The sequence below is a fragment of the Citrobacter sp. wls827 genome (assembly GCF_005280875.1).
Lineage (GTDB): Bacteria > Pseudomonadota > Gammaproteobacteria > Enterobacterales > Enterobacteriaceae > Citrobacter > Citrobacter youngae.
Map to the genome: position 1 here is coordinate 291,381 of NZ_SZWR01000019.1, position 18,152 is coordinate 309,532.

At 50.8% G+C, this 18,152-nt stretch carries 19 protein-coding genes and 1 tRNA gene (1 of these 20 only partly in view); 12 read left to right on the top strand and 8 right to left on the bottom strand.

The window, feature by feature from the left end:
• Positions 1-69: transfer RNA gene (locus tag FDX03_RS22850), tRNA-Ser, on the bottom strand; it reaches 103 nt to the left of the window's first position.
• Positions 70-212: 143 nt separating this feature from the next.
• Positions 213-1,841, bottom strand: coding sequence for an ABC transporter substrate-binding protein (locus tag FDX03_RS16690; protein WP_137346269.1), 1,629 nt, complete (start codon positions 1,839-1,841; stop codon positions 213-215).
• Between the two features lie 270 nt (positions 1,842-2,111).
• Here FDX03_RS16690 and yccA point away from each other — a divergent pair, with 270 nt between their 5' ends.
• Positions 2,112-2,771 carry an FtsH protease modulator YccA gene (gene yccA, locus FDX03_RS16695; protein ID WP_003035917.1) on the top strand — a complete coding sequence of 220 codons (660 nt, stop codon included), beginning with the start codon at positions 2,112-2,114 and terminating at the stop codon, positions 2,769-2,771.
• Between the two features lie 88 nt (positions 2,772-2,859).
• Positions 2,860-3,189, top strand: coding sequence for a sulfurtransferase TusE (tusE, locus tag FDX03_RS16700; protein ID WP_137346270.1), 330 nt, complete (start codon positions 2,860-2,862; stop codon positions 3,187-3,189).
• Here the strand turns inward: tusE and yccX are convergent.
• The gene (gene yccX, locus FDX03_RS16705; protein ID WP_101742817.1) at positions 3,186-3,467 is read right to left on the bottom strand and encodes an acylphosphatase; all 282 of its coding nucleotides are present in this window, start codon (positions 3,465-3,467) and stop codon (positions 3,186-3,188) included. The genes tusE and yccX overlap by 4 nt on opposite strands.
• A gap of 94 nt (positions 3,468-3,561) precedes the next feature.
• On the opposite strand from yccX, the gene rlmI reads away from it, so the two are divergent.
• Together rlmI and hspQ are read left to right on the top strand one after the other, a co-directional pair.
• Positions 3,562-4,752 (top strand): 23S rRNA (cytosine(1962)-C(5))-methyltransferase RlmI, encoded by a 1,191-nt coding sequence (gene rlmI, locus FDX03_RS16710; protein ID WP_115602288.1) that lies wholly within the window; start codon positions 3,562-3,564, stop codon positions 4,750-4,752.
• 57 nt (positions 4,753-4,809) lie between these two features.
• Complete coding sequence (gene hspQ, locus FDX03_RS16715; protein WP_005123508.1) at positions 4,810-5,127, top strand: heat shock protein HspQ; 318 nt, start codon at positions 4,810-4,812, stop codon at positions 5,125-5,127.
• Positions 5,128-5,201: 74 nt separating this feature from the next.
• On the opposite strand, the gene FDX03_RS16720 is transcribed toward hspQ, so the two are convergent.
• Positions 5,202-5,615: a CoA-binding protein gene (locus tag FDX03_RS16720; RefSeq protein WP_006685217.1), complete on the bottom strand. Its 414-nt coding sequence runs from the start codon at positions 5,613-5,615 to the stop codon at positions 5,202-5,204.
• 172 nt (positions 5,616-5,787) lie between these two features.
• Between FDX03_RS16720 and FDX03_RS16725 the strand changes: the two genes are divergently transcribed.
• Positions 5,788-6,450 carry a DUF2057 family protein gene (locus FDX03_RS16725; RefSeq protein WP_048212105.1) on the top strand — a complete coding sequence of 221 codons (663 nt, stop codon included), beginning with the start codon at positions 5,788-5,790 and terminating at the stop codon, positions 6,448-6,450.
• A 93-nt stretch (positions 6,451-6,543) separates the two neighbouring features.
• Complete coding sequence (gene mgsA, locus FDX03_RS16730; RefSeq protein ID WP_048212106.1) at positions 6,544-7,002, top strand: methylglyoxal synthase; 459 nt, start codon at positions 6,544-6,546, stop codon at positions 7,000-7,002.
• Positions 7,003-7,037: 35 nt separating this feature from the next.
• Here mgsA and helD read toward each other — a convergent pair whose 3' ends face one another.
• The gene (helD, locus tag FDX03_RS16735; RefSeq protein ID WP_137346271.1) at positions 7,038-9,092 is read right to left on the bottom strand and encodes a DNA helicase IV; all 2,055 of its coding nucleotides are present in this window, start codon (positions 9,090-9,092) and stop codon (positions 7,038-7,040) included.
• A gap of 125 nt (positions 9,093-9,217) precedes the next feature.
• On the opposite strand from helD, the gene FDX03_RS16740 reads away from it, so the two are divergent.
• Both FDX03_RS16740 and yccS read left to right on the top strand, forming a co-directional pair.
• On the top strand, positions 9,218-9,664 hold the full coding sequence (locus FDX03_RS16740) for a YccF domain-containing protein (RefSeq protein ID WP_005123514.1): 447 nt from the start codon (positions 9,218-9,220) through the stop codon (positions 9,662-9,664).
• A gap of 18 nt (positions 9,665-9,682) precedes the next feature.
• Entirely contained in the window at positions 9,683-11,836 is a 2,154-nt protein-coding gene (gene yccS / locus FDX03_RS16745) for a YccS family putative transporter (RefSeq protein ID WP_137346272.1), read from the top strand.
• On the opposite strand, the gene FDX03_RS16750 is transcribed toward yccS, so the two are convergent.
• Positions 11,814-12,428, bottom strand: a complete 615-nt coding sequence (locus FDX03_RS16750) for a TfoX/Sxy family DNA transformation protein (RefSeq protein WP_048212109.1) — start codon at positions 12,426-12,428, stop codon at positions 11,814-11,816. The two genes, yccS and FDX03_RS16750, sit on opposite strands and share 23 nt — an antisense overlap.
• 216 nt (positions 12,429-12,644) lie before the next feature.
• On the opposite strand from FDX03_RS16750, the gene sulA reads away from it, so the two are divergent.
• Both sulA and ompA read left to right on the top strand, forming a co-directional pair.
• Positions 12,645-13,154 carry an SOS-induced cell division inhibitor SulA gene (gene sulA / locus FDX03_RS16755; protein ID WP_040231828.1) on the top strand — a complete coding sequence of 170 codons (510 nt, stop codon included), beginning with the start codon at positions 12,645-12,647 and terminating at the stop codon, positions 13,152-13,154.
• A 356-nt stretch (positions 13,155-13,510) separates the two neighbouring features.
• The gene (ompA, locus tag FDX03_RS16760; RefSeq protein WP_048212110.1) at positions 13,511-14,560 is read left to right on the top strand and encodes a porin OmpA; all 1,050 of its coding nucleotides are present in this window, start codon (positions 13,511-13,513) and stop codon (positions 14,558-14,560) included.
• A gap of 98 nt (positions 14,561-14,658) precedes the next feature.
• Here ompA and matP read toward each other — a convergent pair whose 3' ends face one another.
• Positions 14,659-15,111: a macrodomain Ter protein MatP gene (gene matP, locus FDX03_RS16765; RefSeq protein WP_005123520.1), complete on the bottom strand. Its 453-nt coding sequence runs from the start codon at positions 15,109-15,111 to the stop codon at positions 14,659-14,661.
• Positions 15,112-15,296: 185 nt separating this feature from the next.
• Here matP and FDX03_RS16770 point away from each other — a divergent pair, with 185 nt between their 5' ends.
• Together FDX03_RS16770 and fabA are read left to right on the top strand one after the other, a co-directional pair.
• Positions 15,297-17,057 carry a Lon protease family protein gene (locus FDX03_RS16770; RefSeq protein WP_048212112.1) on the top strand — a complete coding sequence of 587 codons (1,761 nt, stop codon included), beginning with the start codon at positions 15,297-15,299 and terminating at the stop codon, positions 17,055-17,057.
• A gap of 68 nt (positions 17,058-17,125) precedes the next feature.
• Positions 17,126-17,644: a bifunctional 3-hydroxydecanoyl-ACP dehydratase/trans-2-decenoyl-ACP isomerase gene (gene fabA, locus FDX03_RS16775; protein ID WP_003035875.1), complete on the top strand. Its 519-nt coding sequence runs from the start codon at positions 17,126-17,128 to the stop codon at positions 17,642-17,644.
• Between the two features lie 121 nt (positions 17,645-17,765).
• Here fabA and rmf read toward each other — a convergent pair whose 3' ends face one another.
• On the bottom strand, positions 17,766-17,933 hold the full coding sequence (gene rmf / locus FDX03_RS16780) for a ribosome modulation factor (protein ID WP_003035871.1): 168 nt from the start codon (positions 17,931-17,933) through the stop codon (positions 17,766-17,768).
• Between the last annotated feature and the right edge of the window lie 219 nt (positions 17,934-18,152).

Sequence of the window (18,152 nt, forward strand, 5' to 3'; positions counted from 1 at the left end):
CGAACTCTAGAACCCTTTCGGGTCGCCGGTTTTCAAGACCGGTGCCTTCAACCGCTCGGCCACGCTTCCAATGAGGCGCACTATAAACATCCCGAACGGACCTGTAAAGCACCAATGTGTTCGTTTGCCTGAAAAACAGCCAAAATGTTGTTAATCGACTTAAATAACAACAAATTGACCGTTTATTCAGCACAAATCCGGGCTGCTGCTGTTTACTGTTTTTTGATGTACATATCTTTGGTGTAGTAGTTTCCCCGGTTATCCGGTGCAAATCCCCCCACCCATGGCTTCACCAGATGGGTACGAACATAGTGGTAAACCGGAATCGCTGGCACATCTTCCCCTAAAAGGTCTTCAGCCTGCTGGTAATATTTGCCTCGCTCCTGGAGCGAAGTTGCTTTCGCCGCATTGTGCATCGCTTCGTCAAAGGCTGGATTACTGTATCGGGTGGTGTTTTCACTATCACCTGTGCGGAAAATATTGAGGAAACTCGACGCATCGTCGTAATCCGCTATCCATGCATAGCGTACGACGTCAAAATTGCCGGTGTGCATGGTATCCAGCATCGTTTTCCATTCCTGGTTCTGCAGTTTTGCCTCAACGCCAAGATTTTTCTTCCACATTGACGAGGCGGCAATCGCGATTCGCTGATGCGTTTCGAAAGTGTTGTAGAGCAGATTTAAGTTAAGCGGATGCTCAGGACCGTAGCCCGCTTCCGCCAGCAGTTTTTTTGCCTCGGCAATGCGTTTGTCGAGTGGCCATGATGCGTAGTCCGGCGCGTGTAATTTTACCCCGCCAATTTCAGGCTGGCTGATAACCCACGCCGCACGCTGTCCCTGTCCCATCACCTTTTGTGCGATGATGTCCTTATCCAGCGCCATATTCAACGCCCGACGCACGCGTGGGTCGTTAAACGGCGCACGCGTGGTATTAAACTGATAATAATAAGTTGAAAGCTGAGGTGAGACATGGAGTTCATCACCCATCGTCTTTTTCAATTGAGCGAACTGATTGACCGGAACACTAAAAACAATATCGATTTCCCCGGCTTTGTAACGGTTAACGTCTGCAGCCTCTGAACTGATGGGCAAATACGTCACTTTATTAATGACCGTGTGCTGATCGTCCCAGTAATGCGGGTTGCGCACGGCAACAATCCGCTCGTTGACGACCCACTGCGACAACTTATACGCACCACTGCTGACAAAGTGCTCCGGACGAGTCCACTTATCGCCAAAGCGGCCAATCAGCACTTTATCCAGCGGCACCAGCGATGGATGCGCCAGCATCGCTAAAAATGCCGCAGTCGGCTGCGTCAGGGTAATTTCCAGCGTGGTGTCATTCAGCGCCTTGACTCCAAGCGTCGCGGGATCTTTTTTCCCCTGAGCAATATCAACCGCATTTGCGACATGCATATTGCCCAGATAAGAGGCATAGGGTGAGGTAGTTTGCGGTGAAACCAGGCGCTGCCAGCTCCAGACGACATCCTGTGCAGTAATAGCCGATCCATCTGACCAGGTTATGCCTGGGCGTAAATGGAAGGTCCAGACAGTGTTATCTTTATTCTCCCAGGAGGCAGCAAGACGGGGCGCAATAGTGCCATCCAGGTTTACGGCCACCAGCCCATCGAACATATCGCTGATTAAATTAAACTCAACGTTGCTTTCGACTTTATGCGGATCCAGTGAGGCTGGCTCACTGCCGTTGTTTCTGACCAGCTCCTGTTTTTCTGCAAGTAGTGTACCTGCAGGCACATTTGCCGCCCTTGCCGCGCCGTTAATAGACATCAAACAGACAGCCAACAGCGTAAACGTCAATATCTTCGATTTATGTTGAGTCATTCCCTTTACCTTATTGCTCTGTTTTATGTAAACACCGCTGTCACTGTCAGAGAGATTCGGGAATAACGCAATATTTTTCAGTTACCTGGGAGAGGTGGATCTGACATTTTTGCACTTATAGTGCTAACATCTGATTCGGGAGCTTTTGTTGAAATAATATGCTTAAGCCTGGCGGGTTAAAATGCGTAAAGATGGGTAAAACCGCTGTGTCATTCCCCTTGATTTCATTATCCTCCATCATTAATTACATCTGTCATAAGAGAGTGACTCATGGATCGTATTATTAGTTCTTCGCGCGATCGTACATCGCTACTCAGCACACATAAGGTGCTGCGTAATACCTATTTCCTGCTCAGCCTGACGCTGGCGTTTTCAGCGATCACCGCAACTGCCAGTACAGTACTGATGCTGCCATCTCCGGGTCTGATTCTGACGCTGGTTGGTATGTATGGTCTGATGTTCCTGACCTACAAAACGGCAGATAAACCAGTAGGTATTCTGTCTGCTTTCGCTTTCACCGGTTTCCTGGGTTACATCCTGGGACCGATTCTGAACACTTACCTGTCGGCAGGTATGGGTGACGTGATCGGTATGGCACTGGGTGGTACGGCGCTGGTCTTCTTCAGCTGCTCTGCGTATGTTCTGACCACGCGTAAAGACATGTCCTTCCTCGGCGGTATGCTGATGGCAGGTATCGTGGTGGTGCTGATTGGTATGGTTGCGAATATCTTCCTGCAACTGCCAGCGCTGCATCTGGCGATTAGCGCGGTGTTTATCCTGATTTCTTCAGGTGCCATCCTGTTTGAAACCAGCAACATCATCCGTGGTGGTGAAACCAACTACATCCGTGCAACCGTCAGCCTGTATGTATCGCTGTACAACATCTTCGTCAGCCTGCTTAGCATTCTGGGCTTCGCCAGCCGCGATTAAAATGACCACGTACATTATCCAGCCCCGCTTATGCGGGGCTTTCTTTTTTGGTAAACTGCCGCCAGTTTGACTAACGCAGTGAAGAATTATGTTGATCTTTGAAGGTAAAGAAATCAGTACTGATAGCGAAGGCTATTTAAAAGACACAACCGAATGGAGCGAACCGCTGGCAGTTGCCATTGCTGAAAACGAAGGAATTACGCTGTCAGTTGAACACTGGGAAGTAGTGCGCTTTGTGCGCGAGTTTTATCTGGAGTTTAATACCTCCCCCGCTATTCGTATGCTGGTCAAAGCGATGGCCAATAAGTTTGGCGAAGAGAAAGGCAACAGCCGTTATCTCTACAGCCTGTTCCCGAAAGGTCCGGCCAAGCAGGCAACCAAAATTGCCGGTCTGCCAAAACCGGTCAAATGTATTTAATAGCGGATACTAAATCCCGTTAACTCTTCGCCAGGCCGATGCGGTTCGCTGAGGACTCTGTCTACCCTGGCGCTACGCGGGCCCCCGGCTTTTAACCACTTCATCAGTTGTTCCACCCGGTCGCTTTCACCGCAGGCGACAACCTCTACGCTGCCGTCATCCATATTCTTCGAGTAGCCAGTCAATCCCAGCCGTTGCGCTTCATGCTGAGTGGTATAGCGAAACCCCACCCCCTGTACCCGGCCATAGACCCAGGCAATTATGCAGACTTTCGACATTATGGTTCTCCTTATCATCGCGGTGCGCGTTGCAAATACACGTAAAACTCAGGACAATGGCGCCCATTTCTTTGAATTGACAGAATAGTAAATTATGAGTGTACGTTTAGTGTTAGCCAAAGGGCGCGAAAAATCATTACTTCGTCGCCATCCGTGGGTATTTTCCGGTGCCGTCGCACGTATGGAAGGTAAAGCCAACCTCGGTGAAACCATCGATATTGTTGACCATCAGGGTAAATGGTTAGCACGCGGCGCGTACTCACCCGCGTCGCAGATCCGTGCACGCGTCTGGACATTCGACAAGTCTGAATCCATCGATATTGATTTCTTTACCCGCCGTCTGCAACAGGCACAGAAATGGCGAGACTGGCTGGCGAACAAAGATGGTTTGGATAGCTACCGTCTGATCGCCGGCGAATCCGATGGTCTGCCGGGCGTCACCATTGACCGCTTCGGCAACTTCCTGGTATTGCAGTTGCTCAGCGCCGGTGCTGAATATCAACGCGCCGCATTGATTAGCGCCCTGCAGGTTGTCTTCCCGGAGTGCGCAATTTATGACCGTAGCGATGTTGCCGTGCGTAAAAAAGAAGGCATGGAACTGACTCAGGGCCCCGTCACGGGTGAACTGCCGCCAGCTCTACTGCCGATTGAAGAGCACGGGATGAAACTGCTGGTTGATATTCAGCACGGACATAAAACCGGTTATTACCTCGATCAGCGTGACAGCCGCCTGGCCACGCGTCGTTACGTGGAAAACAAACGTGTCCTGAACTGTTTCTCTTATACCGGCGGCTTTGCGGTTTCAGCATTAATGGGCGGATGCCGTCAGGTGGTCAGCGTCGACACCTCCCAGGAAGCGCTCGATATTGCCCGCCAGAACGTAGAGCTGAACAAGCTGGATCTGAGCAAAGCTGAGTTTGTGCGTGATGACGTGTTCAAGTTGCTGCGCGCATATCGCGATCGTGGTGAGAAATTTGATGTTATCGTGATGGACCCGCCGAAGTTTGTCGAAAACAAGAGCCAGTTGATGGGCGCCTGCCGTGGCTATAAAGACATCAATATGCTGGCAATTCAGTTGCTGAATCCGGGTGGCGTACTGCTGACATTCTCCTGCTCCGGATTGATGACCACCGATTTATTTCAGAAAATCATCGCCGATGCCGCAATAGATGCCGGGCGTGATGTACAATTTATAGAGCAGTTCCGTCAGGCCGCCGATCATCCTGTGATCGCTACCTACCCGGAAGGGCTGTATCTGAAAGGGTTTGCCTGTCGCATCATGTAACTTGAAAAGTGGAATATTACCCTTACATAGAGGGTATCTATTTCCCGGGAGGTGACTATGATTGCCAGCAAATTCGGTATCGGCCAGCAGGTCCGCCATTCCCTGTTAGGTTACCTCGGAGTGGTCGTGGATATCGACCCGGAATATTCGCTTGATGACCCGTCACCTGATGAGTTGGCGGTTAACGACGAACTTCGCGCCGCTCCCTGGTATCACGTGGTGATGGAAGACGATAATGGCCTGCCAGTACATACGTATCTGGCTGAAGCACAGTTGAGTAGCGAGCTACAGGAAGAACATCCAGAGCAACCATCGATGGATGAACTGGCACGGACAATCCGTAAACAGCTTCAGGCTCCACGCCTGCGCAACTGACAACATTTATCCGGCCTACGACAAACACCGTTGCAGGCCGGATATACAATGCGCCATCCGGCAACAGTACAACCTTACTTCGCCAGTCCCAGTCTGGGGATTTCAATCGCCGGGCAACGATCCATCACTACCGCCAGGCCCGCATCGCGCGCCAGCACGGCGGCCTGCTCATTAATAACGCCAAGCTGCATCCACAAAGTCTTCGCACCAATAGCAATAGCCTCCTGTGCGACTCCCCATGCTGCTTCTGAGTTTCTAAAGACATCCACCATATCCACTTTCTCTGGTACGTCTGCCAGTGTCGCATAGCCCTGCTGCCCCAGCAGTGTTTTTCCGGCAACTTTAGGAGACACGGGGATAACGTGATAACCCTGATCGAGTAAATACTTCATCACCCGATAGCTCGGGCGATCGGGTTTATCGCTTGCTCCTACCAGCGCAATCGTACGGGTAGATGTCAAAATGCCAGCAATATCGGTCTCTTTCATCGTCTTCCTCCAGGCTGTTTTGCAAAGTGTACGACAAAGCTGACGTCGCAACCATTCATCCCATACTGGCGCATGAGAGCTAAACTGGAAAATATGTCTATATGTTAGTAAACATGATTGTCGAAAAATTTAGATACATCTTATACAGAAATCTTCTGGACAGGAGAACCTTATGAAAACCGGCATTGTGACAGCCCTGATTGCTCTGTTTTTGCCGGTAACCGTTTGTGCGACCTCTTTGCGCCTGTCTAATGATATTGACCTGCTGGTGCTGGACGGAAAAAAGGTGTCCAGCTCTTTACTGCGCGGTGCCGACAGTATTGAGCTGGAGAATGGTCGGCATCAGCTTGTCTTTCGCGTTGAGAAAACGATTCGTCTCTCCAGCCATGAAGAACGTCTGTATATTTCTCCTCCGCTGGTCATCAGTTTTGATACTCAGTTGGTTAGTCAGGTCAATTTTCATCTCCCCCGTCTGAACAACGAACGTGACGCAACGCATTTCGATGAAGCTCCCCGAGTGGAACTATTAGATGGCGATTCCATGCCCATTCCAGTCAAGCTGGATATTTTGTCGATTACCTCATCGGCAAAAATCGTGGATTATGAACTCGAGACTGAACGCTATAACAAATCGTCTAAGCATGCTTCACTCCCACAATTTGCCACTATGATGGCAGATGACAGCGCATTGCTCTCAGGGGTCTCTGAACTGGATCGGGTGCCGCCGCAGTCACAAACACTCACCGAACAGCGTTTGAAATATTGGTTTGGCCAGGCCGATGCGCAAACACGAAGTAATTTTCTGCAATGGGCAGAGAAACAGCCACCCTCATGACGTTTATGTTCACCTACGCATTTTTTTTGTCTTTCTCTTGCAGCGTCAAACGCTTCCAGTACTCTGTAATAAGGTTAACTTGGGAGCTGTACTATGGAACTGACGACTCGCACTTTACCGGCGCGTAAGCATATTGCGCTGGTTGCACATGATCACTGTAAACAGATGCTGATGAGCTGGGTGGAGCGCCACCAGCCATTGTTAGAAAAGCATGTCCTCTATGCGACAGGCACGACAGGAAATCTCATTCAACGCGCGACCGGCATGGATGTCAACGCCATGCTTAGCGGTCCAATGGGCGGCGATCAGCAGGTCGGCGCACTGATCTCTGAAGGGAAAATTGATGTGCTGATCTTCTTCTGGGATCCACTCAACGCCGTGCCTCATGATCCGGATGTTAAAGCCCTTCTGCGCCTGGCCACAGTTTGGAATATTCCGGTTGCCACCAACGTATCTACCGCCGATTTTATTATCCAGTCGCCAAACTTCAACGATGCAACGGACATCCTGATCCCGGATTACGCCCGTTATCTGGCAGAGCGCCTCAAATAATCGCCAGACAGGCGGCCGCCGTCGCCGCCTGTTCTTCAGGGTTTTCTCGCTACCGGGACATCCAGTTGTTTTAGTTCATCAACAAAACAGGATGGCGCGTCTTTATTAAACAGCAACCACACCCGATGCCGGGCACGGGTAAGTGCCACGTAGAGCAACCTTCTCTCTTCTGCATCCGGAAAATTTTCGACCATTGGCAGTAATGCTTCTTCCATAATCGACTCACGGGCCGGGGCCGGAAAACCATCGTTGCCATCATGAAGCCCAACGACAATGACATAATCCGCCTGCTGTCCTTTACTGGCATGAATAGTCATAAAGTCCAGCTGTAGTTTGGGCCAGCGGGTCGCTGCTTTCTCAAGACTGGCAGGTTTGAGGTGGTGATATCGCGCCAGCACCAGTATGCGTTCTTCTGCTTTCGCAAAGCCGGATAGCTTATCCAACAGCGCATCCAGCTGACTTTCATCGAGCAGAGTGACGGCTTTCCTGTCGCCTGCTGTCAGGCTATTGAGCGGTTTTTTAAGCTGATGCGGGTTTTGCTGGATAAACCGATTGGCTATTTCGCCAATACGACTATTAAAACGGTATGTCGTATCCAGATCGCAGCGATCGCCCTCACCAAAGTGTTGCCGGAAGGCGGTAGTTAACGAAAGTTGTGCACCACTGAAACGGTAAATGGCCTGCCAGTCATCCCCTACGGCAAATAGCATGGTCTGTGAGTTTTGCTTGCGCAATGCGGCTAACAGGGCGGCGCGCTGTGGGGAGATATCCTGAAATTCATCAACCAGGATATGCTTCCAGGGGCTGATAAAGCGTCCCTTCTCCAGAATGACAATCGCCTGATGGATCAATCCAGAAAAATCGACGGCATTCTCTTCTTTCAGAGCACTCTTCCAGGCCTTGAGTAACGGCGCCATCAGCTTTATACGTTTGCTGAACAGGTCGCGGACCGCCTCCGGCGCATTGGCGATCATCTCCGCCTGTGCTCCACCATGCATACGCATCAGGCTAACCCAGCGATCCAGACGTGAGGCCAGACGACGTTGTAATTTTTCATCGTCCCAAAAATTGCCTTCTGGCACGGACCACTGCATCTCTTCTTCCAGCCACTGTCGCCAGCCTTTAGCCTGGGCTTTTTTCTCGCTGCACTGCTGACGCCATGTGGCGATAAACAGCTTATTTCTGGCGGCAGTATCATTTTCGAGTTTGCTGACTGTCGGAACTTTTTTGCTACCCTGTTGAATAATATGCAACGCCAGTGAATGAAACGTCCGCGCGGTGACGTCTTGCGTATTCAGTCGTTCGCGAATGCGCTCATCCATTTCCTGAGCGGCTTTGCGACCAAACGCCAGCAGCAAGATTTGTTCAGCGGCCGCTTCTCCCCGCGCCAGCAACCAGCCCGCACGCGCAACCAGAACGGATGTTTTGCCACTTCCTGCCCCCGCAAGCACCAATAGCGACTGCTCGCCATTCACCACCGCACGAGCCTGGGCTGGATTCAGCGGTGAAGACTCAATCTTCTGGAAAAACTCGGTATGCTCCGCCAGCATCGCATCGGTGTATGCCTGATTGTGCTGTAAGCGACAGGCTTCAATGTCCTTCAACCATGCCTGGCATTGGTGCAACGCCTCACGGCAATTATCAAATTCTTCCAGTCGGTTGATCGGGAGCGGGAGCGCGGCAAAGGCACGTCGGATCTGCTGCTGCAGCCCTGACGTTTGTTCGCGCGTCAGCCATTTGTTATCACTGGTACGCGCCGCAATCGCATCCAGCTGTTGCTGTAAAACTCCCGCAGCGACGTCGCTCATCTCCTGGCTCCACTGCTGCCAGAGGATGTTCAGATGATGGTGGAAACGTTGGGTTTCCGCCCATTCAGTGCCGTGAAGGCGTACAACTTTATCATCAGAAAGCACAAATTCCAGCTCACCCCATACCAGGCCCCTTTTACAATGGATAGCCAGTAACTGATTGAATGGAATAAGATACTCATGACGGTCGCCAGAGACTTTAATGCCGGCATTGAGAATAACGGCCCGATCGTAAGGGTGTTGCGCCAGACGTTTTCCCAGAGAAGTTGCTTTCAGTTCCATAAGACTTACGCGGATCCACACGAAGAGGTTTGCTTATCAGTGTAACCGCCAGAGAAAACGTGCTCCAGCCCAAAAAAACGTTACAATTGCCAAACTCACAGAAAACCAGAGTTAACCGAGGGTTTATGCGTACTGTTCTGAATATTTTAAATTTTGTGCTTGGGGGATTCGCCACCACCTTAGCCTGGTTACTGGCGACGTTAGTCAGTATCGTGCTTATCTTCACACTACCCTTGACCCGCTCCTGCTGGGAAATCACACGCTTGTCGCTGTTCCCCTACGGTAATGAGGCGATTCACGTTGATGAACTCAACCCGGCGGGTAAAAACGTGCTTCTGAATACCGGCGGTACGCTGCTCAACATTTTCTGGCTGATTTTCTTCGGCTGGTGGCTGTGCCTGATGCATATTGTTTCCGGTATTGCCCAGTGCATTACGATTATTGGTATTCCGGTTGGTATTGCGAACTTTAAAATCGCCGCAATTGCACTCTGGCCCGTTGGTCGTCGCGTGGTTTCAGTCGAAGTTGCCCGTGCCGCACGCGAAGCCAACGCGCGTCGTCGCTTTGAATAATCGGAACTGATGGCCTTTATGTTAAGTCCACTGCTTAAACGCTATACCTGGAACAGCACCTGGCTGTACTACGTGCGGATTTTTATCGCGCTCTGCGGCACTACGGCGCTGCCGTGGTGGCTGGGTGACGTCAAACTGACCATCCCGCTCACGCTGGGCATGGTTGCTGCCGCGCTGACCGATCTGGACGATCGGCTCGCGGGTCGTCTGCGTAATTTGATTATTACGCTGATCTGCTTTTTCATTGCTTCGGCCTCCGTCGAATTGCTCTTCCCATGGCCATGGCTGTTTGCTATTGGATTAACGCTTTCCACCAGCGGCTTTATACTGCTGGGAGGCTTAGGCCAGCGTTATGCGACCATCGCCTTTGGTGCATTACTGATCGCCATTTACACCATGCTGGGAACATCACTGTACGACCAGTGGTATCAGCAACCGATCCTGCTGCTTGCAGGCGCCATCTGGTATAACCTTCTGACGCTCATCGGTCACCTTCTGTTCCCGATTCGTCCACTGCAGGACAATCTGGCACGCAGCTACGAACAGTTGGCACACTACCTGGAGCTGAAATCCCGCCTTTTTGATCCCGACATTGAAGATGAAAGTCAGGCCCCCTTGTATGAGTTAGCGCTGGCCAATGGGCAACTGATGGCGACGCTGAACCAAACAAAAGTATCATTACTGACCCGTCTGCGCGGTGACCGCGGACAGCGAGGAACCCGCCGCACACTGCATTACTATTTTGTCGCGCAGGATATTCACGAACGCGCAAGTTCCTCACATATTCAGTACCAGACGCTACGCGACCATTTCCGTCACAGCGATGTGATGTTTCGTTTCCAGCGACTAATGTCGATGCAGGGACAAGCCTGTACGCAACTGTCTCGCTGCATTTTGCTACGCACCCCTTACCAGCACGATCCACACTTTGAGCGAGTCTTTACACATATAGATGCTGCCCTTGAGCGCATGCGTGCAAGCGGTGCCCCTGCAGATCTGCTCAATACGCTGGGATTCTTACTATCGAACCTGCGGGCTATCGATGCGCAACTGGCCACCATTGAGTCTGAACAGGCTCAGGTACTCTCGCGCAATGAGTCAGAAAATCAGCTTGCCGATGACAGTCCGCACGGATTCAGTGATATCTGGCTGCGTCTGAGTCGCAATTTTACGCCAGAGTCGGCGCTGTTTCGCCACGCGGTTCGCATGTCTCTGGTGCTCTGCGTCGGGTACGCCATTATCCAGATAACGGGCATGAACCATGGCTACTGGATCCTGCTGACCAGCCTGTTTGTCTGCCAGCCCAACTACAACGCCACACGACATCGTCTGGCGTTAAGGATTATCGGCACATTAGTCGGGATAGCGATTGGACTGCCCATCCTGTGGTTCGTCCCATCGCTGGAAGGGCAATTAATACTGCTGGTGATCACCGGCGTGCTCTTTTTTGCTTTCCGCAATGTTCAGTACGCACATGCCACAATGTTTATCACGCTGCTGGTATTGCTGTGCTTTAACCTGCTTGGTGAAGGGTTTGAAGTCGCACTGCCGCGCGTCATCGATACGCTGATTGGTTGTGCCATCGCATGGGCAGCCGTCAGTTTCATCTGGCCAGACTGGCGCTTTCGCAACCTGCCACGGGTGATTGAACGGGCGACCGATGCAAACTGTCGTTACCTTGATGCCATTCTCGAACAGTATCATCAGGGGCGAGACAATCGTCTGGCATACCGTATTGCGCGCCGCGATGCGCATAATCGTGATGCGGAGCTGGCATCCGTGGTGTCGAATATGTCGAGTGAACCGGATGTCACTGCCCAAACGCGCGAAACGGCATTCCGCTTGCTGTGCCTCAACCATACCTTTACCAGTTATATCTCGGCACTGGGCGCACACCGTGAACAGTTAACCAACCCGGACGTTCTGGCATTACTGGACGATGCCATTTGCTATGTTGATGATGCACTTCATCATCAACCCGCTGACGAGCAGCGCGTATACCAGGCGCTTGAAGGACTGAAGCAACGGATTCAGCATCTTGAACCACGCCCGGACAGTAAAGAACCACTGGTCGTACAGCAAGTTGGCCTATTGATAGCGCTACTACCAGAAATCAGACGATTACAGCAGCAAATTGCCGCATTGCCGTCTAGTACACCGGTTCAGGCGTAAGAGAACTCACCCACTCCACAAGCTCCTGGCGACGAATCGCCGGGAGTGCCGCCTCATGAATTCCCCCAATTGCGCCTTCAAGGGCATAGAGTATTTTCACCGTCAGGGCGGGATTAACCTGTCGCAGTTTCAACCAGCACATTTTTGCCCCCAACATGCGTAATGTGCTTTCATCTTTTATACCTGCTTCATTCAGCAGGGTTTCCAGATGGAATGTCATGTTCGGCAGTCCACGCAGGCGATGCTGTGCAAAACGACTTTGCTTTTCTTTTAACGCCGCATCCAGTGAATACCGTGATAGCGACACCAGTTGTTGCTGGTTTTGCCACAGCGTATCGTTCACCTGATAATAATTGAGCACCACCGGACGTCCACGTTTTATAAATGTCAGCCAGACAGGGGAATGTTTTACACAGTACTGCGCACTCTGTTCACAGGCCCGAAGATATAACTCGCCACTGGCGACCATGGCGAATACCGTGTCCTCAACCGTCAGGCTATAACCCCCAAACAGCGATCGATAACGAATCGTCCCCAATGACGCCAGATATTCTTGTGATTTATAGATCCTTGCATAAGAAAGTTTTTTCATAAAAATCCTTTTAAATCATAACGTAATAAAATGATTTGCAGTAGCGGATCCGTTAATGACGAAAATAGGCAACTTATTCGCGAGGGGCAAGATGAATTTTGTTTTTCCCGTAACAACAACCAAAAACTGCGAACCTGTTTCAGAAAATAAGGTTGATCTTTGGTGATAGCAGGGTTACTGTATATCCATACAGTAACTCACAGGGCTGGATTGATTATGTACACTTCAGGCTATGCAAATCGTTCTTCGTCGTTCTCTTCCACAGCAAGCAAAATTGCGCGCGTGTCGTCAGAGCACACTACCGCTGGGCTTATCAGTGAAGTGGTCTATCGCGAGGACCAGCCCATGATGACGCAGCTCCTGCTGCTTCCCCTGCTTCAGCAATTAGGTCAGCAGTCGCGCTGGCAGCTGTGGCTGACGCCTCAGCAAAAACTAAGCCGGGAGTGGGTGCAGTCGGCCGGGCTTCCATTGACGAAAGTCATGCAAATTAGCCAACTCTCTCCCTGCAATACGCTGGAATCTATGGTTCGTGCGCTACGCACGGGTAACTACAGCGTCGTAATTGGCTGGCTGACGGAAGAATTAACCGAAGATGAACATGCCGAGCTGGTAAAAGCAGCAGATGAAGGCAATGCGATGGGATTTATCATGCGTCCTGTACGCGCTCAGACACTTGCGGGGAGACAGCATTCCGGGCTAAAAATTCACTCGAATTTGTATCATTAAGTAAAATTAGGATTTATCCTGGAATTTTTTTTTCACCCTCAAATTCGGCTTTGAGCTTTAACACCTTTTTTGTGAGAACGCCTGTGTGAAGCGGTTTCCGCGATAGTAGCTGTACAATTAATCATCCACAAATGTTAAATATTGTGTATACAAGCCTTTTTTTTTCATATGCCTGACGGACTTCACACTTGTAAGTTTTCAACTACGTTGTAGACTTTACATCGCCAGGGGTGCTCGGCGTAAGCCGCAGATATCGGTAGAGTAACTATTGAACTGGTCCCCGGGTGAAGGATTTAACCGTGTTATCTCTCTGGAGATATTCATGGCGAATTTTGGATGATAACGAGGCGCATAAAATGAAAAAGACAGCTATCGCAATTGCAGTGGCACTGGCTGGTTTCGCTACCGTGGCGCAGGCCGCTCCGAAAGATAACACCTGGTATACTGGTGCTAAACTGGGTTGGTCCCAGTTCCATGACATCGGCAACAATCAGATCAACAACAACGGACCGACCCACGAAAGCCAACTGGGTGCTGGTGCGTTCGGTGGTTACCAGGTTAACCCGTACGTTGGTTTTGAAATGGGTTACGACTGGTTAGGTCGTATGCCGTACAAAGGCAACACTGAAAATGGCGCATTCAAAGCTCAGGGCGTTCAGCTGACCGCTAAACTGGGTTACCCAATCACTGACGATCTGGACGTTTATACCCGTCTGGGTGGTATGGTTTGGCGTGCAGATGCTAAAAACAACGACGGCTTCAAAGACCACGACACTGGTGTATCCCCAGTATTCGCTGGCGGCGTAGAGTATGCAATTACTCCTGAAATCGCTACCCGTCTGGAATACCAGTGGACCAACAACATCGGTGACGCGAACACCGTTGGTGGTCGTCCAGACAACGGTCTGTTGAGCGTTGGTGTTTCTTACCGTTTCGGCCAGCAGGAAGAAGCAGCTCCGGTAGTTGCTCCGGCTCCGGCTCCGGCTCCAGAAGTACAGACCAAACACTTCACTCTGAAGTCTGACGTTCTGTTCAACTTCAACAAAGCGACTCTGAAACCAGAAGGCCAGCAGGCTCTGGATCAGATGTACAGCCAGCTGAGCAACCTGGATCCGAAAGACGGTTCCGTCGTTGTTCTGGGCTTCACTGACCGCATCGGTTCTGACGCTTACAACCAGGGTCTGTCTGAGAAACGTGCTCAGTCTGTTGTTGATTACCTGATCTCTAAAGGTATTCCTTCTGACAAAATCTCCGCACGTGGTATGGGCGAATCCAACCCGGTTACCGGCAACACCTGTGACAACGTGAAAGCTCGCGCTGCGCTGATCGACTGCCTGGCTCCGGATCGTCGTGTTGAGATCGAAGTTAAAGGCATCAAAGACGTTGTAACTCAGCCTCAGGCTTAAGTTATCGTCTTATAAAAAAACCCCGCCAGGCGGGGTTTTTTTTCACCTACATATCATGCAAAAGCACAGACACGCTCCATATTGACGTTACCCGTACCCTACTCTTTACCCAGTAACGCCTGTAGATCCTGTTTCAATGTCGACATCTTGTTCGCATACTTTTCTTTATGTTCCGCATCTTCAATCAACTGCACAATCGTTTCTGAGAGCGTTTTACCACGTCGCTGCGCAAGCCCGGCTAAACGCTGCCAGACCATAAACTCCAGATCGATCGATTTCTTACGCGTATGCTGATGTTCTGCATTAAAGTGCCGCTTACGCCTCGCCCGGATCGTTTGCTTCATACGATTGAGCAGTGCTGGGTTCATGTATTCTTCAATCCAGGCGTTGACCCGAACCGGTTCATTTTCGAGGGTTAGCAACAAATCAACGGCTTCTTTGGCAGCGCTGGCTTCCACATAGCGGGTAATCAACTCCCCCTCGCGATGCTTCTTCACCAGGTACTTCCATTTCCATCCGCTTTCAAGATTTTCAAGTTGTTGATATTTCATTGCGATCTCAATGTTACCGTGTAACTCTTATCAGAATATCAGCTTTTTCGGCATCTGAAGAAAAGAATATCCAGCCTGTGAACTGTCGCGCGTCATCACATTCGTTTAGCGGCGCTTTCCACGTGTGCAGTGCTGATGGTTACGGTATAATCTCGTTTTTTACAACAGACTAAAAAACATCAACTTTGACCATTACGAAACTTGCATGGCGTGATCTGGTTCCTGATACCGATAGCTATCAGGAAATATTTGCACAGCCGCACGTCACTGACGACACCGACACCTTACTCAGTGATACTCAGCCACGTTTACAATTCGCGCTAGAGCAACTTCTTCAGCACTGGGCTACGTCCTCGTTTATGCTGGTGAAAGCGCCCGAAGAGCTTGAGTATCTCAATCTTATTGCAACGGCTGCACGTACCTTGCATGCGGATGCCGATAAGTTAACCGGGGGGCATTACGATGTATCCGGCCACACTATTCGTTACCGCGCAGCAGAGAAAGCAGACGACAACTTTGCGACGTTAACTCAGGTGGTTAATGCTGACTGGGTTGAGGCCGAACAACTGTTTGGCTGTCTGCGCCAGTTCAATGGCGAAATTACGCTGCAACCGGGACTGGTCCATCAGGCCAACGGCGGTGTGCTGGTTATCTCATTGCGCACACTTCTGGCTCAGCCGTTGTTGTGGATGCGCCTGAAAGCCATTGTCAGCCACGAACGTTTTGACTGGGTGGCTTTTGATGAGTCTCGCCCCCTGCCAGTCTCCGTCCCTTCTATGCCGCTTAAACTGAAAGTGGTGTTGGTCGGCGAACGTGAATCGCTGGCAGACTTCCAGGAAATGGAACCAGAACTGGCAGAACAGGCTATCTACAGCGAATTTGAAGATAACTTGCAGATAGTGGATGCCGAAACCATGACACAGTGGTGTCAGTGGGTAACGCATACTGCCCGCCGCAACAATCTGCCCTATCCCGCTGCCGATGCCTGGCAGGTTCTCATCCGCGAAGCCGTTCGCTATACCGGCGAACAGGATACGCTGCCGCTTAATCCGCTATGGATCACCCGCCAGCTCAAAGAAGTGGCCCCTCTTTGCGACAGTGATACCTGCACTGCGGAGCAATTGAGCCTGATGCTTGCTCAGCGTGAATGGCGAGAAGGATTCCTCTCTGAACGGATGCAGGATGAGATCCTGCAAGAGCAGATCCTCATTGAAACGGAAGGCGAGCGTATTGGACAAATAAACGCCCTGTCGGTGATTGAATTTCCAGGTCATCCCCGCGCATTTGGTGAACCTTCACGTATCAGTTGCGTCGTGCATATTGGCGATGGCGAATTTACCGATATTGAACGTAAAGCCGAGCTGGGCGGAAATATTCATGCCAAGGGTATGATGATTATGCAGGCGTTCCTGATGTCGGAACTCCAGCTTGAACAGCAAATACCGTTCTCTGCCTCTCTGACATTTGAGCAATCATACAGTGAAGTAGACGGTGACAGCGCCTCTATGGCAGAACTGTGTGCGCTAATAAGCGCTCTCGCTGACGTTCCCGTCAATCAAAGCATCGCGATAACCGGTTCTGTCGATCAGTTTGGTCGTGCTCAACCTGTCGGCGGTCTGAATGAGAAAATTGAAGGCTTCTTTGCCATCTGCCAGCAGCGTGAATTAACGGGGACTCAGGGTGTGATTATCCCTGCAGCCAACGTCAGACATCTGAGCCTGCCACCCGCACTGTTGCAGGCTGTTGAAGAAGAAAAATTCACTATCTGGGCAGTAGACGACGTGACCGATGCGCTGCCACTGCTATTAAATTTGGTGTGGGATGGAGAAGGTCAGACGACGCTGATGCAAACTATCCAGGAGCGTATTGCTGCGGCAACGCAACAGGAAGGCCGTCACCGTTTTCCATGGCCGCTACGTTGGCTGAATTGGATTATTCCAAACTGATCGGACTTGTTCAGCGTACACGTGTTAGCTATCCTGCGTGCTTCAATAAAATAAGGCTTACAGAGAACATGGTAGATAAACGCGAATCCTATACAAAAGAAGACCTTCTTGCCTCTGGTCGCGGTGAGCTGTTTGGTGCTAAAGGCCCACAACTGCCTGCACCAAGCATGCTGATGATGGATCGTGTCATCAAGATGACCGAAACCGGCGGCAACTTTGACAAAGGTTATGTGGAAGCTGAACTGGACATCAACCCGGACCTGTGGTTCTTCGGATGCCATTTTATCGGCGATCCGGTAATGCCAGGTTGCCTGGGTCTGGATGCCATGTGGCAGTTGGTTGGATTCTATCTCGGCTGGTTGGGCGGCGAAGGTAAAGGCCGTGCACTGGGCGTGGGCGAAGTGAAATTCACAGGTCAGGTTCTGCCGACCGCGAAGAAAGTCACTTACCGCATTCACTTCAAACGCATCGTTAACCGCCGCCTGATCATGGGTCTGGCTGATGGTGAAGTGCTGGTTGATGGTCGCCTGATCTACACCGCAAATGATCTGAAAGTGGGTCTGTTCCAGGACACCTCGGCGTTCTAATCGCAGACATCTGTAGGTCTGGCAGTGCGACATGGCCGAATGGCAGCGCTCGTTATTTTGCCGGTCTACAAAAGGCGAAACCTCCGCTTAGCGGAGGTTTCTTTTATCTAAAGAGACAGAATCAGGCCATTAAAACCCTATCCCCCATGGCTTCTCGCCAGCCTCCCAGCCAGTATGACCTCTGATTCAGCGTCTGATAGGGACACATTTCTTTTGAGCGTCCGGCAATGCCGGCCTGATATCCACGTTGATGTGCCCGTTCCAGGCGATCTCGTTTTTGTCTCTTCATGCCTCGTTTCCCTCATTTTTAGGTCTGGTGGAAAAGAAAACAGTGATTACTAAGTGTGCAATCACACTAAACGAATACCCCTAAACATTAAGCTCGTCAATGCGCAAAATTCACGCCAGTGTCATATTTGTGAGCTAGCCTCTAAATCATTTGTACAAAAATAGTCAGTCAGAACAGCTATCTCCACGGCTAAAAAAATAAAAAAACCGCCCCGGGCGG

What these genes read in the sequence shown, in the direction of transcription:
- FDX03_RS16690 (WP_137346269.1), bottom strand. Translation starts at nt 1,841, where the DNA reads ATGACTCAACATAAATCGAAGATATTGACGTTTACGCTGTTGGCTGTC.
- yccA (WP_003035917.1), top strand. Translation starts at nt 2,112, where the DNA reads ATGGATCGTATTATTAGTTCTTCGCGCGATCGTACATCGCTACTCAGC.
- tusE (WP_137346270.1), top strand. Translation starts at nt 2,860, where the DNA reads ATGTTGATCTTTGAAGGTAAAGAAATCAGTACTGATAGCGAAGGCTAT.
- yccX (WP_101742817.1), bottom strand. Translation starts at nt 3,467, where the DNA reads ATGTCGAAAGTCTGCATAATTGCCTGGGTCTATGGCCGGGTACAGGGG.
- rlmI (WP_115602288.1), top strand. Translation starts at nt 3,562, where the DNA reads ATGAGTGTACGTTTAGTGTTAGCCAAAGGGCGCGAAAAATCATTACTT.
- hspQ (WP_005123508.1), top strand. Translation starts at nt 4,810, where the DNA reads ATGATTGCCAGCAAATTCGGTATCGGCCAGCAGGTCCGCCATTCCCTG.
- FDX03_RS16720 (WP_006685217.1), bottom strand. Translation starts at nt 5,615, where the DNA reads ATGAAAGAGACCGATATTGCTGGCATTTTGACATCTACCCGTACGATT.
- FDX03_RS16725 (WP_048212105.1), top strand. Translation starts at nt 5,788, where the DNA reads ATGAAAACCGGCATTGTGACAGCCCTGATTGCTCTGTTTTTGCCGGTA.
- mgsA (WP_048212106.1), top strand. Translation starts at nt 6,544, where the DNA reads ATGGAACTGACGACTCGCACTTTACCGGCGCGTAAGCATATTGCGCTG.
- helD (WP_137346271.1), bottom strand. Translation starts at nt 9,092, where the DNA reads ATGGAACTGAAAGCAACTTCTCTGGGAAAACGTCTGGCGCAACACCCT.
- FDX03_RS16740 (WP_005123514.1), top strand. Translation starts at nt 9,218, where the DNA reads ATGCGTACTGTTCTGAATATTTTAAATTTTGTGCTTGGGGGATTCGCC.
- yccS (WP_137346272.1), top strand. Translation starts at nt 9,683, where the DNA reads ATGTTAAGTCCACTGCTTAAACGCTATACCTGGAACAGCACCTGGCTG.
- FDX03_RS16750 (WP_048212109.1), bottom strand. Translation starts at nt 12,428, where the DNA reads ATGAAAAAACTTTCTTATGCAAGGATCTATAAATCACAAGAATATCTG.
- sulA (WP_040231828.1), top strand. Translation starts at nt 12,645, where the DNA reads ATGTACACTTCAGGCTATGCAAATCGTTCTTCGTCGTTCTCTTCCACA.
- ompA (WP_048212110.1), top strand. Translation starts at nt 13,511, where the DNA reads ATGAAAAAGACAGCTATCGCAATTGCAGTGGCACTGGCTGGTTTCGCT.
- matP (WP_005123520.1), bottom strand. Translation starts at nt 15,111, where the DNA reads ATGAAATATCAACAACTTGAAAATCTTGAAAGCGGATGGAAATGGAAG.
- fabA (WP_003035875.1), top strand. Translation starts at nt 17,126, where the DNA reads ATGGTAGATAAACGCGAATCCTATACAAAAGAAGACCTTCTTGCCTCT.
- rmf (WP_003035871.1), bottom strand. Translation starts at nt 17,933, where the DNA reads ATGAAGAGACAAAAACGAGATCGCCTGGAACGGGCACATCAACGTGGA.